The organism is Burkholderia sp. IT-111MI5, assembly GCF_949752865.1.
GTDB classification, from domain to species: domain Bacteria; phylum Pseudomonadota; class Gammaproteobacteria; order Burkholderiales; family Burkholderiaceae; genus Burkholderia; species Burkholderia pyrrocinia_C.
The window spans coordinates 184,258-198,142 of sequence record NZ_CATKIF010000072.1 but is presented as its reverse complement, the minus strand read 5'-3'; the positions used below and the strand labels follow the sequence as shown (position 1 = coordinate 198,142).

The window sequence follows — 13,885 nt, the reverse complement described above, 5'->3', positions numbered from 1 at the left end:
TTGGGCCGTCCGCGCAGCATGATCAGCTGCGCGCCCGCGTGTGCCGCCGCCCCTTCCTGATCCATTCGCGACAGATGCGTGACAAACAGAATCGTAAAGCGGCGGCCGCCGCAGATTGCACCGACAAAATTGCCCGTTCGGCATCCGAAACGCGTTCGGCGGCCCCAAACCGCATGTTTTGCGTCGATTGCGCGTGCGTGGGCCGATGCAGATCGAAACGAGCGAAATGTCCTGGTCGCCAGCCGCGCGCGCGTGCGACAGTGCGCCGCCCTCGCAGCCGCTGCGCCGGGGCGATTTCCCGTCACCGCGAGGACACCCACGCATGAAAGTTCAGAAGATTTCCCGCTCAGTCGACACCGCGTTGCCCGAAGACTGGGGCACGGCCGGATTGCCCGGCACCGAGCCCGCACGTGTGTCGGGCCGGCAGGTCGTGATCCCGGGCAGCGAGGCGTTCGACACCGGCGTGTTCGAATGCACGCCGGGCACTTACCGGCGCGGCGTGAAGGAAGCGAAGGCGATGCATTTCCTCGCGGGCACCGGCACGTTTGCGCCGGATGGCGAGGAAGCGATCGAGTTCGGCGCGGGCGACACGCTGTTCTTTGCCGCAATCACCGAAAGGCTGTGGGACGTGCGCGAGACGATGCGCAAAATGTATGTGATCTTCTGACGCGGGCGCGCCGCGCCCGGTTGCTCGCCCGGGCGGCCGCTCAGCCGGCCAGCCGGAACACCGCTACCGCGGACCTCAACCGTGCCGCCTGTTCGTCCAGCGACGAAGCGGCAGCGGCAGCCTGCTCCACGAGCGCGGCGTTCTGCTGCGTGACTTCATCCATTTGCGACACCGCCTTGCCGACCTGTTCGATGCCGGTGCTTTGCTCGGCGGAGGCCGTGGAGATCTCGCCCATGATGTCGGCCACCCGGTCGATCGACCGGACGATCTCCGTCATGCGCGTCCCCGCCGCCTCGACGAGCCGGCTGCCGCTGCCGACCTTCTCGACCGACACCTCGATCAGCCCCTTGATGTCCTTCGCCGCCGCGGCGCTGCGCTGGGCGAGCGAGCGGACCTCCGAGGCCACGACCGCGAACCCGCGCCCTTCCTCGCCGGCTCGCGCCGCTTCGACCGCGGCGTTGAGCGCAAGGATGTTGGTCTGGAACGCGATGCTTTCGATCACGACGGTAATGTCGGCGATCCGCACCGACTCTTCGGAAATCTGCCGCATCGTTTCGACGACCTCCTGCACGGCGGCACCGCCGAGTTCGGTCGCTTCCTTGGCCGTGGTGACGAGCGCATTGGCCTGACGCGCATTCTCGGCATTCTGCCGGACCGTCGACGTGATCTGTTCCATGCTGGCGGCCGTCTCCTGCAGCGACGCGGCCTGCTCCTCCGTGCGTTGCGACAGGTCCAGGTTGCCTTGTGCGATCTCGCCGGTGCCGACGGCGATCGAATGGGTCGTGGTCTGGATTTCGGCGATCGTCTCGGTCAGGCGCGCCTTCATTTCGCCGAGCGCCGCGAGCAGGCTGCCCGGCGCGGCCTTGGCCGCATCGAACTCGACGTCCAGTTCGCCGGCGGCGATGCGCGCCGCGATGTGCGTCGCGTGCGCCGGCTCGCCGCCCAGCGTGCGCCTGACGCTGCGCAGGACGCCCCATGCGATTGCCGCCAGCGTCGCGGCGATGACGAGCGCGATGGCGCCCAGCACCATCGCGAGCCGGGTGAAGGCCGCGTCGATATCGTCGTAAAAGAATCCCGTGCCGATCCACCAGTTCCAGTCCGGAATGGCGACCACGCCCTGCAGTTTCGGCACCGCATCCGCGTCGGGGCTGCGCTTGACCAGCACGTCGACGAGCGCGAAATGGGCCTGCGCCATCCCGGCGCGGTAAGCCTCGCTATCGGTCAGGCCGCCGGTCGTGCGGTTGCCCTTGGCCCGCGTGCCGACGAACTTCGCGTTCGGGTGAACCAGGTTGACGCCGTCGGCAGTCGTGACCCAGTAGTAGCTTTTCGTATCCGCGTTGAGCGCCGACAGCGCGGCTTTTGCCTGCTGCTGGGCCTGATCCGCGGTGAGCGTACCGCTCGCCTGCAACGCGCGGTACGAATTGACCAGATGTTCGGCCTTCGTCAAAAGAATGACGATCTCTTCGCGACGGCTGTCGATCAGCGCGCCGCGCAGCGTCTGCAGCGACATCGCGGCGAGCAATACGACGCCGAGCAGCGCGGCCGCGACGAGCATCAGCAGTTTCGTGGACAACTTCATGCGGGAGCCTCGCGATATTAACCATTCGGTACATATATCGGCGCTGGCGGCCCCACCTTGAACGTCATCGCATCGGTATTTACCCTCGATCCGTGCACTGATCGTACGCGCACGACGAAGCGGCCGGCCCGGCCGCTCCGTGGATTCGCCCGGGCGTGCCCGGGCGGCGGCGCGACGCACGACCCGTGCGCGCGCCGCCGATGCGCCGCTTACAGGCCGAGCTGCGTCGCGAGATGGCCGATGTCGGATACCTCGTAGTAGTTGTAGAACGGCGTGCCCGGCTCGTGACCGCGATTGACGAACGCCTTGTGCTTGATCCCGAGATCCTCGGCCGTCATCAGGTCGTAGCGCAGGCTCGACGATACGTGCAGCACGTCCTGCGGCTGGCAGCCGAGCTTGTCGAACATGTATTCGAAGCCCTGCATGCGCGGCTTGTACGACTGCGCCTGCTGCGCGGTGAACACCGCGTGGAACGGCGCGCCGAGCTTGTCGACGTTGCTCATGATCTGGTCGTCCGACGCGTTCGACAGGATCACCAGCTTGTACTTCGTCGCGAGCCGCGACAGGCCGGCCGGCACGTCCGGATGCGGGCCCCAGGTCGGGACCGCGAAGTAGAAGCGCTCGGCTTCGGCTTCGTCGAACTTCACGCCGAGCCTGTTGCAGGTGCGGCGGATCGCGTTGACGACGACGTCGCGATACGGCTTCCACGCGCCGAGCACTTCGTCGAGGCGATAGCCGGCGAACACGCGCACGAATTCCTCGAGATCGACCGGCGACAGGCGGTCGGCGTAAACCTCGCGCGCCATGTCGCCCATCCGGAAGCGGGTCAGCGTGCCATAGCAGTCGAACGTGATGAATTTCGGTTCAAATTGGATCATGGTGACGTCCTGTCGGTGTGAAGCCCCGGCAGGGCCGGGGACGGGCTGGGTTGAATGCAATTGAATCAGGGCAATAAATCCTTCGCGCATCGTTCGATACCGCTCGAAACGCACGATCGCCGCGTGTTGCCGGGCCTGCACGGCACGATCTGCGGCGCGATCCCGGCGGGCGGCGAGCACGCTGCGCTGCTTCAATCGTACGGGCGTTCACGCAGCAGAAGTTGCCGGATTGACCGTCCGCGCCGGCACGGAGCGCGCGTTGCGCCGTGCCGTTCGAGCCGGTTTGCGTCGATTTCGCGCGACGGGCCGCGATCGCCGAAAAACAGGCGAATCGTCCTATCCGCACCGTGCCGCCGCTGGCAGAGTGGATGCGTCATTCCTACCAATCCGGAGTCCGGCGTGGCCGACCTCAATCCTTCCCGCACGCTTACCTATCGTCCGTTCGCCGAAAGCGACCTGCCCGCCGCGCATCGGCTGTCGCAAGCATTCAACTGGCCGCATCGGGTCGACGACTGGCGCTTCGTGCTGCAGCTCGGCAGCGGCTTCGTCGCCGAAGACGAAACCGGCGTCGTCGGCACCGCGCTCGGCTGGCGCTTCGGCGAGTCGCACGCGTCGCTCGGCATGGTGATCGTGTCGCCCGAGCACCAGGGCCGCGGCATCGGCCGCGAACTCCTCGCGCGGCTGGTCGACGGCTTCGGCCCGCGCACGGTGTTCCTGCATGCGACGCCGGCCGGCGAGCCGCTGTACGCGAAGTTCGGCTTCCACGCGATCGGCACGATCGACCAGCACCAGGGCACCGTATTCCAGCCGCCGCTGATCTCGCTGCCGCCCGGCGAACGGCTGCGGCCGCTCGGCACGAACGACGGCCCGCGACTCGCGGCGCTCGCATCGCGCGCGGCCGGCTATCCGCGCGACGCGGTGACCGACGCGCTGCTCGACGTCGCCAACGGCATCGCGCTCGACCGCGACGGCGAACTGCTCGGCTTCGCGCTGTTCCGCCGGTTCGGCCGCGGCCATGCGATCGGGCCGGTGATCGCGCCGGACGCGCTGCGCGCGCAGGCGCTCATCAGCCACTGGCTCGCGCTGCACGAGGGCATGTTCGTGCGGCTCGACGTGCCGGGCGACAGCGGCCTGTCCGACTGGCTGCAGGGGCTCGGGCTGCCGCGCGTCGACACGGTCGTCGCGATGGCGCGCGGGGACGCGCCCGCGCGCGACCCGGCGCTGCGCGCGTTCGCGATCGTGAATCAAGCGCTCGGCTGAGCCACGCATCCGATGAGCTTCCTCTACAAGGCCGATCCGGTGCGCGGCGCGCAATGGGCGCACCGTTTCGCCCAGCAAGCACCCGATCTCGCGTTCCGGATCTGGCCGGACATCGGCGATCCGCACGCGGTGCGCTACCTCGCCGCGTGGCAGCCGCCCGACGATCCGGTCGCGCTGCTGCCGAACCTCGAGATCGTGTTCTCCGTCGGCGCCGGCATCGACCAGTTCGACCTGTCGCGCGTGCCCGCGCATATCCCGGTCGTGCGGATGATCGAGCCCGGCATCGTCGACGGCATGGTCGAGTATGTGACGCAGGCCGTGCTGACGATCCATCGCGACCTGTTCGACTACGCGGCGCAGCAACGCGCGCAGGTATGGCACGAGCGGCCGGTGCGCGCGGCCGCATCGCGCCGCATCGGCGTGCTCGGGCTCGGCACGCTCGGCCAGGCCGTGCTCGACATGCTGCGGCGCTTCGGCTTCCCGTGCGCCGGCTGGAGCCGCACGCCGCGCACGCTCGACGGCGTCGAATGCCATGCGGGCGAGGCGGCGCTGGACGCGTTTCTCGCGCACACCGACATCCTGATCTGCCTGCTGCCGCTGACGGACGGCACGCGCGGGCTGCTCGGCGCGCGCGTGTTCGACGCGCTGCCGGCCGGCGCGTCGCTCGTGCAGGTCGGCCGCGGCCCGCAGCTCGACGCGGCCGCGCTGCTCGCGGCGCTCGACAGCGGCCGGCTCGACAGTGCGATCCTCGACGTGACGGACCCCGAACCGTTGCCGGCCGGACACCCGTTCTGGACCCATCCGCGCATCCGGATCACGCCGCACATCGCCAGCGCGACGCGGCCCGACACCGCCGTCGACGCCGTGCTGGCGAACCTCGCGCGCCATCGCGCGGGCCAGCCGATGATCGGCGTCGTCGATCGCGCGCGCGGCTACTGACCGCTCATCCGCACCGGCGCGCGGGCGCAGCAGAAAATGCCGAAGCGCGCCGTGCAAACGCCGCGCCCGTACGTTTCAGCCGGCAAATTGAAGGCACGCGCGCATTTCTCGCTCGTTAGGATGACTCCATCGCTGACACCCGACGAGAGTCCCGCCCTGCCATGACCTACTCCGCGCTGATCGAAGCCGATCGCCAACACCTGATCCACCCGGTCGTCAATTACCGCACGCACGAGGCGCGCGGCGTCACCGTGCTCGACTCCGCCGACGGCGTGTTCCTGCGCGATGCGCAAGGCCACACGCTGCTCGACGCGTTTTCCGGCCTGTGGTGCGTGAATGTCGGCTACGGCCGCGACAGCATCGTGAAGGTGGCGGCCGAGCAGATGGCGAAGCTGCCCTATGCCACCGGCTATTTCCATTTCGGGTCGCAGCCCGCGATCGAGCTCGCCGAGCGGCTCGCGGCGCTCGCGCCCGCGTCGCTGAACCGCGTGTACTTCACGCTCGGCGGCTCGGACGCCGTCGATTCCGCGGTGCGCTTCATCACGCACTATTTCAACGCGACCGGCCGCCCGACGAAGAAGCACATGATCGCGCTCGAGCGCGGTTATCACGGCTCGTCGTCGATCGGCGCCGGGCTCACCGCGTTGCCCGCGTTCCACCGCCATTTCGACCTGCCGCGCGCCGACCAGCACCACATTCCGTCGCCCTACCCGTATCGCCACCCGCTCGGCGACGATCCGCAGGCGCTGATCGCCGCGTCCGTCGCCGCGCTCGAAGCGAAGGTCGCGGAACTCGGCGCGGACAACGTCGCCGCGTTCTTCTGCGAGCCGGTGCAAGGCTCCGGCGGCGTGATCGTGCCGCCGGCAGGCTGGCTGAAGGCGATGCGCGACGCATGCCGGCGCATCGGCATCCTGTTCGTGGCCGACGAGGTGATCACCGGCTTCGGCCGCACCGGCCCGCTGTTCGCGTGCGAGACCGAACGCGTCGAGCCGGACCTGATGACCGTCGCGAAGGGCCTGACGGCCGGGTATGCGCCGATGGGCGCGGTCCTGATGTCCGACGAAATCTATGAAGGGATCGCGGGCAGCCGCACCGATTCCGCGGTGGTCGGGCACGGCCACACGTATTCCGCGCATCCGGTCAGCGCCGCGATCGGCCTCGAGGTGCTGAGGCTCTATCACGAAGGCGGGCTGCTCGCGAACGGCCAGGCGATGGCGCCGCGCTTCGCGGCGGGCCTTGCCGCGCTGCGCGACCACCCGCTGGTCGGCGAGGCGCGTTCGGCGGGCCTGCTCGGCGCGCTCGAGCTGGTGGCCGACAAGGCGCGCAAGACGCGCTTCGACCCGGCGCTGAACCTGCCCGACCGGATCACGGCGGCCGCGTACGCGAACGGCATCGTGTTCCGCGCGTTCGGCGACGGCGTGCTCGGTTTCGCGCCGGCGCTGAGCTTCACGGCCGGCGAGTTCGACCTGATGTTCGAGCGCGTGCGCAAGACGCTCGACGACGTGCTGGCCGACGCGGGCGTGCAGCGCGCGCTCGACGCCGCCCATGCGCAGCCGGCGTGAGTCGGGCATGAGTCAGCCATGAAGCGGGCGAGGGAAAGCCGGACTTGTGGCGGCTACCGTTCGACTCTAAAGTAACCGGACATTCCATTTCTGCCTTCTCACGCGAACATGACGGACAGCAAGCTAGACCGGATCGACCTGCGCATTCTTTCCCAGTTGCAAAAGCGCGGGCGCATGACCAACGTCGAACTGGCCGATGCGGTCGGACTGTCGCCGAGCCCGTGCCTGATCCGCGTGAAGCGGCTCGAGAAAGCCGGCTACATCGCCGGGTACGGCGCGCACATCCAGCTCGAGAAGCTCGGCGACGTGCAGGTGGTGTTTACCGAGGTCACGCTCGCCGACCACCGGCGCGAGGATTTCGACCGGTTCGTCGCGGCGATCCGCGATGTCGACGAGATCGTCGAGTGCCATCTCGCGAGCGGCGGCTACGACTATCTGCTCAAGTTCGTCACGCGCAGCGTGAGCCACTACCAGACGATCGTCGAAGGGCTGCTCGAGCAGAACATCGGCATCGAGAAGTATTTCAGCTACGTGATCATCAAGTCGCCGTTCGTCAAGCGGCACTATCCGCTCGAATCGCTGTTCGGCGAACGGCACTGACGAGCGGCAGGCGGCCGCCGCGCCGTACGTGCGTCGTCGCGACGCGCCCGCCTGCCGCCGTCGAGCCGACATCATTCAAGGACCAACCATGCCGCTTACCCTCTCCCGCACCGAACTCGTTCGCAGTGCAAACCTGATCGATGGCGCGTGGCGCGACGCACTCGACGGCAGTCGCTTCACGGTCACCGATCCGGCGACGCTCGACCGCGTGGCCGACTTGCCCGACAGCAGCGCCGCCGACGCACGTGCCGCGACCGACGCAGCCGTGCGCGCGCTGCCCGCGTGGCGCGCGACGCCGGCCCGCGAACGCGCGGCGATCCTGCGCGCGTGGCATGCGGCGATCGTCGCGCACACCGACGATCTCGCGAAACTGATGTCGCGCGAACAGGGCAAGCCGCTCGCCGAAGCGCGCGGCGAAGTCGCGTATGGCGCGTCGTACGTGCTGTGGTTCGCCGAGGAAGCGACCCGCACCTACGGCGACCTGATTCCGCAACAGCAGCGCGGCAAGCGGCTGACTGCGGTCAAGGAGCCGATCGGCGTCGTCGCCGCGATCACGCCGTGGAATTTCCCGCTCGCGATGATCGCGCGCAAGATCGCGCCCGCGCTCGCGGCCGGCTGCACGGTGGTCGCGAAGCCGGCCGAGGACACGCCGCTCACCGCGCTCGCGCTGGCGTTCCTCGCGCAGGAAGCCGGCGTGCCGCCCGGCGTGCTGAACGTGATCGCCGCATCGCGCGAGCACGGCATCGATGCGGTGGCCGACTGGCTCGCCGACGGCCGCGTGCGCAAGATCACGTTTACGGGATCGACGCCCGTGGGCAAGCTGCTCGCACGCGAATCGGCCGCGACGCTCAAGAAGCTGTCGCTCGAGCTCGGCGGCAATGCGCCGTTCATCGTGTTCGACGATGCGGAACTCGACGCCGCGGTCGACGGGCTGATGGCCGCGAAGTTCCGCAACGGCGGCCAGACCTGCGTGTCGCCGAACCGCGTGTACGTGCAGGCCCGCATCTACGACGCCTTCGCCGCGAAGCTCGCCGCGCGGGTCAGTGCGCTGAAAGTCGCGCCCGCGACCGACCCCGCCGCGCAGATCGGCCCGATGATCAACGCCCGCGCGGTCGACAAGATCGCGCGCCATGTCGACGATGCGCTCGAGCGCGGCGCCCGCGTGCTGACGGGCGGCAGGCGCCTGCCCGAACTGGGGCCGAACTATTACGCGCCGACCGTGCTCGCCGATGCGGCCGCCGGCATGCAGCTCGGTTGCGAGGAGACGTTCGGGCCGGTCGCCGCGCTGTTTCCGTTCGATACCGAGGACGAAGCCGTCGGCGCCGCGAACGACACGCCGTTCGGGCTCGCCGCGTATTTCTACACGCAGGACGTCCGGCGGATCGCGCGCGTCGCGGCGCGGCTCGAAACGGGCATCGTCGGCATCAACGAGGGCGCGCTCGCGAGCGAGGCCGCGCCGTTCGGCGGCGTGAAGGAATCGGGCTACGGCCGCGAAGGTTCGCGCTACGGCCTCGACGACTACCTGTCGATCAAGTACCTGTGCCAGGGCGGGCTCGACTGATCGCACGCGCCTTCCTTACGTTTTCGTTACCCGGTACGCCGCCATGACCGCTTTCACTCCGTACCCGATCGAAGTTTCGTTTCCCGACCTCGCGCCGCACCGCGCGGGCAATACCGGCGTCGAGCACGTCTATCGCTTCGCATCCGGCGAGGCCGGCCCGAACGTGATGGTCAACGCGCTCACGCATGGCAACGAAGTCTGCGGCGCGATCGTCGTCGACGCGCTGCTGGCGCTCGGCGTGCGGCCGCGCCGCGGCACGCTCACGCTGTCGTTCGCGAACGTCGCGGCCTACGCGCGCTTTTATCCCGCACAGCCGGACGCGGCACGCTTCGTCGACCAGGATTTCAACCGCGTGTGGACGCCCGCCGTGCTCGACGATCCGTCGGCCCGTTCGGTCGAACTCGATCGCGCCCGCGCGCTGCGCCCGTTCGTCGACGCGGCCGACTGGCTGCTCGACCTGCATTCGATGCATGAGCGCAGTGCGCCGCTGATCGTCGCGGGGCCGCTCGACAAGGGTGTCGCGCTCGCGCGCCGGGTCGGCGCGCCGGCCACCGTGATCCGCGACGAAGGCCACCCGGAAGGCACGCGGATGCGCGATTACGCGGGATTCGGCGAACCGGGCAGCCCGAAATGCGCGATGCTGGTCGAATGCGGGCAGCACTGGGAAGCACGCGCGGTGGACGTCGCCCGCGACACCACGGCCCGCTTCCTGGTCGCGTCCGGCGTGGTCGAGCGTGACGACCTGCCCGCCGACTGGTTCCTGCCGCTGCCGGACACGATGCGCGTCGTGCAGGTGACGGAGCCCGTGGTCGCGACGAACGGCGTGTTTCGTTTCGCGGGCGACTACACCGGGCTCGAACATTTCCCGGACGCCGGCACCGTGATCGGCTGGTCGAACGAGGTCCCGGTCGTGACGCCCTATCCCGACTGCGTGCTCGTGATGCCGTCGCTGCGGCAATTGCGGCCCGGCGTCACCGTCGTCCGGCTCGGGCGGCTCGTCGACGAATCCGGCGCGCCCGCCTGACGGATCGGCTTCAGCGCAACCGGCGCGGCTGCCGCACACTTTTGCGGCAACGCCGCGCCGATTCGCTTCGCATGCAGGCCTCCATTTCCTCGCATACCTGCCGTTAACCCGGATTTGAGCGCGCCACGGTCATCGCACCGGGCATTCCCTACGAGCGCGAGCATGTCCGCATCCACTTCCATCGAGAAAATCGCCGACTGGGCGGGACGAAACCATCTTGTCGTCGGCGCGCTCGGCACACTGATGTCGCTCGCCGCGCTGAGCATCAGCGCGATGACGCTGTGGGCCATGAGAAGTGGCGTCGTCGAACACGCGCACGAGACTTCGCGCAACGTCGCCGCCGTGCTGGTCAGCGAGATCGCGCGGACCGTCGAAACGTCCAACAACGCGCTGATCGCACTCGCATCCGATCTCGGCAAGCCGGAGGTCCGGAATATGGACGCCGGGCTGCGGCACGATCTGCTGTTCCAGCGCGCGGCCGCGCAATACGTGACCGGCATGGGCGTGACGGACCGAAACGGCCTCCTGATAGACGGGTGCTGCGGCCCGTCACACCACTGGGACTTCAGCGATCGCGACTACTTCAAGGTCCATCGCGACTCGGCGAACGTCGGCCTTTACGTATCCGAGGCCTATCGCGCGCGCTCGCGCAACGGCAAGGAGTCCATCGCGCTGTCCCGGCGCGTCGAAGGTCCGGACCACGCGTTCAACGGGATCGCGATCGTTGCCATCGACATCGCCTACTTCGATCAGTTGCTTGCCCGACTGAACGTCGGCCCGAACGGCATCGGCGCGATCCTGCGCACGGACGGCACCATCCTGGCCAGAAATCCGCCGCTGAGCGAACACCAGATGGTTCGCCTGAGCCGGTCGAAGACCTTCGATCGCATGCTGAACCAGGATTCGGGGTTCTATGCGGCCTACTCGCGCATCGACGGAACCTTGCGGCTCTATACGTTCCAGCGCGTGCCCGGCACCCCGCTGATTGCCGTCGTCGCCCCTGCCGAGCGCGACGTGCTGGCCGGTTTCACGCGCATGTCATGGTCGGTCGGCGTGTCGGCCTCGTTCATCTGCACGCTCTTCTGCACCGTCGTCTGGCTGCTCGCATTCGCATTGCGGGACAATCTTCGCAAGCAGACGCTGCTGACCGACCTCACCCGCACCGATCCGCTGACGGGCCTGCACAACCGCCGTGCGCTCGACGTCGCGCTGGCCGACGAATGGAAGCGACTCCAGCGCAGCAATGAAGGCAGCCTGTCGGTGCTGTTCATCGATGCCGACCACTTCAAGCAGTACAACGACCGATACGGGCATGCGCAGGGCGACACGGCACTGAGGTTCCTGGCCCAATGCATCCGGACTCACACGCGGCGGCGCGCCGACATCGCCGCGCGCTACGGCGGCGAAGAGTTCGTCGCGGTGCTGCCGGATACGGACGAAAGCGGCGCCGCGAAGGTCGCCGAGGCCATTCGCGCGGAAGTGGAACGCAACCGGCTCGCCGGATTCGCCGAGACGGTTCCGGCTTTCACGGTCAGCATCGGATACGCGACCGGGCATCGCGCACGCCCGGCGTCCATCGACGCGCTCACGCATCAGGCAGACCTCGCGTTGTATACGGCGAAGCGCCACGGTAGAAACCGCGTGTGCCGCGGCGACTCGGGATCGCTTGCGCAATCGGCTTGACGGCCGTTGCGGCCGACTGCGGGCGCTTTTTCCTTTCGACTTCCGTCTCGCCCGGTAATGCAGCGTACCGCTCGCCGGCCGCGCGATCGTACCGCTGCCGCCGTTCGCCGGTTCCGGCAATCCGGCGGTTTCGCGCGCGGAACGTGAAACGCCTTCCATTCCGGGCTGGCGAACCCGCGTCGATCGACAATCTCATGGTCATCCAGGCGGATAGTGACAGTTTCATGACCATGTCGCTTCCGAAATCACGCACTCGATAACGTCTGAAGTAAAAACCTCTCGCGAGAACGCTCCGAACAGTGCGTTCTTGACCATTTCGAAGTTTCTCGCCCCGCAAACGATTGCGCCTTTCAAGCACCCTAAATACTTTTTTAACCAGTCCGATAATAAGGAACGCTACCCAACATCAACGCAACGGATCCCGAAAGATGCATAGCAAACAGCTAACGGTTCGCACGAAACTCACCCTTACATTTGGCCTTCTGGCATGCGTGGTGCTGCTCGTTTCGTTCCTCGGCATCGTATCGCTCAGCAACGCGAACGAGGTATTCGCGAATTACGTCAACGGCCTCAACGCTCGCGCCGACCTGACGGACAAAGTACGCGTCGCCGTCGATCGGCGCGCCATCGCGGCGCGCAACCTGGTGCTCGTGACAACGCCACGCGATACGGAGATCGAGAAGGAAGCCGCACTGCAGGCCGACCGCGATGTCAGCGCGCGGCTCGCCGAACTCAGGAACGCCGTTGGTGAAGGCACCGACGCGACGGACAAGGCGCGCGAGCTGGTACGGAAAATCAACCAGATCGAAACCACGTATGGCCCGGTGGCGCGGGCGATCGTCGACGCCGCGCTGAACAACCGGCGCGATCAGGCCATCACGATGATGAACGAACAATGTCGACCGCTTCTGGCGCAGCTGGTCGACGCAACACAGGCCTATGCGCTGTACACGCGCGAACGCTCCGTGCAGATGGTGAAAGACTCGGAAGACCGTTATGCGTCCCGGCGGATGCTGCTCATGATCATCTGCCTCGCCGCCGTCGCGGGCGCGGTGGCGGCGGGCGTCATCATCGTGCGAGGGCTGACCCGTTCGCTCGGCACGGAGCCGGCCACGCTCAGCGACATCGCGCAGCGCATCGCCGGCGGCGACCTCGCCGCCGGGTCCGCCACCGTCGACGCGCCGCGCGGCAGCGTGCTGGCCTCCATGCGCGAAATGCAGGCCAATCTGGTGCGGCTGATTTCGCAGGTCCGCATCGCGTCCGGCAACGTCGCGACGGGCGCGAGCGAAATCGCGTCCGGCAACCAGGATCTGTCGTCGCGCACGGAACAGCAGGCCGCATCGCTGCAGGAAACCGCATCCAGCATGGAAGAATTGACGTCCACCGTGCGACTGAACGCCGACAACGCGCAGCAGGCAAGCTCGCTGGCCAATAACGCATCGGAAGTCGCGCAGCGCGGCAGCACCGCGGTCGGACTGGTGGTCGAAACGATGACGGACATCAGCGACAGCTCGTCGAAAATCGCCGAGATCACCGGGATGATCGAAGGGATCGCGTTCCAGACGAACATCCTCGCGCTCAACGCGGCCGTGGAAGCGGCACGCGCGGGCGAACAAGGCCGCGGCTTCGCGGTGGTAGCCAGCGAGGTGAGAAGTCTCGCGCAACGTTCATCGTCTGCCGCGAAGGAAATCCGGCAACTGATCACGCAATCGGTCCAGAAGATCCAGGACGGCTCGCGGCTCGCGCACAATGCGGGCGACACCATGGACCAGGTGACGCAGGCGGTGGCGCGCGTGACCGACATCATGGGCGAGATCGCGGCGGCATCGAGCGAGCAGAGCCGCGGCATCGAGCAGGTCAACCTGGCCATCACGCAAATGGATGAAGTCACGCAACAGAATGCGGCGCTCGTCGAAGAGGCCGCCGCCGCATCGAAGTCGCTCGAGGAACAGGGAAATCAGCTTTCCGAGTCGGTATCCCTGTTCCGGCTGGAGGCGAGCGCATCGCACGCGTAGCCGCGTCGCACCGCTACCGGCATCCATATTGCTTTCGATATCCGTCCCGTTTAGGAACACAAACTGAACATCATCCGCCGAAAGCGGGACGCTCTCGATCGCGCCGAATGACGTGAA

The 13,885-nt window shown here is 67.7% G+C and carries 11 protein-coding genes; 9 read left to right on the top strand and 2 right to left on the bottom strand.

Annotated features, from left to right (window positions below; genetic code table 11):
* Positions 1-322: 322 nt before the first annotated feature.
* A complete protein-coding gene (locus ACM6JT_RS33935; RefSeq protein WP_414858093.1) occupies positions 323-667 on the top strand; it encodes a cupin domain-containing protein in 345 nt (114 codons plus the stop codon).
* Between the two features lie 40 nt (positions 668-707).
* Here the strand turns inward: ACM6JT_RS33935 and ACM6JT_RS33930 are convergent, their stop codons facing one another.
* Positions 708-2,246, bottom strand: coding sequence for a methyl-accepting chemotaxis protein (locus ACM6JT_RS33930; RefSeq protein WP_217590586.1), 1,539 nt, complete (start codon positions 2,244-2,246; stop codon positions 708-710).
* 209 nt (positions 2,247-2,455) lie between these two features.
* Complete coding sequence (locus ACM6JT_RS33925; RefSeq protein ID WP_034182395.1) at positions 2,456-3,124, bottom strand: haloacid dehalogenase type II; 669 nt, start codon at positions 3,122-3,124, stop codon at positions 2,456-2,458.
* Positions 3,125-3,523: 399 nt separating this feature from the next.
* Here ACM6JT_RS33925 and ACM6JT_RS33920 point away from each other — a divergent pair, with 399 nt between their 5' ends.
* From ACM6JT_RS33920 to ACM6JT_RS33885, 8 genes are all read left to right on the top strand, one after another.
* Positions 3,524-4,384 carry a GNAT family N-acetyltransferase gene (locus ACM6JT_RS33920; protein ID WP_034182397.1) on the top strand — a complete coding sequence of 287 codons (861 nt, stop codon included), beginning with the start codon at positions 3,524-3,526 and terminating at the stop codon, positions 4,382-4,384.
* Between the two features lie 12 nt (positions 4,385-4,396).
* Positions 4,397-5,323: a 2-hydroxyacid dehydrogenase gene (locus ACM6JT_RS33915; protein WP_414858092.1), complete on the top strand. Its 927-nt coding sequence runs from the start codon at positions 4,397-4,399 to the stop codon at positions 5,321-5,323.
* A 161-nt stretch (positions 5,324-5,484) separates the two neighbouring features.
* Positions 5,485-6,885: an aspartate aminotransferase family protein gene (locus tag ACM6JT_RS33910; RefSeq protein WP_414858091.1), complete on the top strand. Its 1,401-nt coding sequence runs from the start codon at positions 5,485-5,487 to the stop codon at positions 6,883-6,885.
* Positions 6,886-6,993: 108 nt separating this feature from the next.
* On the top strand, positions 6,994-7,485 hold the full coding sequence (locus ACM6JT_RS33905) for an Lrp/AsnC family transcriptional regulator (RefSeq protein WP_034182400.1): 492 nt from the start codon (positions 6,994-6,996) through the stop codon (positions 7,483-7,485).
* Between the two features lie 88 nt (positions 7,486-7,573).
* On the top strand, positions 7,574-9,046 hold the full coding sequence (locus ACM6JT_RS33900; RefSeq protein ID WP_407972943.1) for an NAD-dependent succinate-semialdehyde dehydrogenase: 1,473 nt from the start codon (positions 7,574-7,576) through the stop codon (positions 9,044-9,046).
* Positions 9,047-9,089: 43 nt separating this feature from the next.
* Positions 9,090-10,070 carry a M14 family metallopeptidase gene (locus tag ACM6JT_RS33895; RefSeq protein ID WP_414858090.1) on the top strand — a complete coding sequence of 327 codons (981 nt, stop codon included), beginning with the start codon at positions 9,090-9,092 and terminating at the stop codon, positions 10,068-10,070.
* Positions 10,071-10,232: 162 nt separating this feature from the next.
* Positions 10,233-11,753, top strand: a complete 1,521-nt coding sequence (locus ACM6JT_RS33890; RefSeq protein WP_414858089.1) for a diguanylate cyclase — start codon at positions 10,233-10,235, stop codon at positions 11,751-11,753.
* A gap of 428 nt (positions 11,754-12,181) precedes the next feature.
* The gene (locus ACM6JT_RS33885; protein ID WP_243567296.1) at positions 12,182-13,768 is read left to right on the top strand and encodes a methyl-accepting chemotaxis protein; all 1,587 of its coding nucleotides are present in this window, start codon (positions 12,182-12,184) and stop codon (positions 13,766-13,768) included.
* Positions 13,769-13,885: the final 117 nt, after the last annotated feature.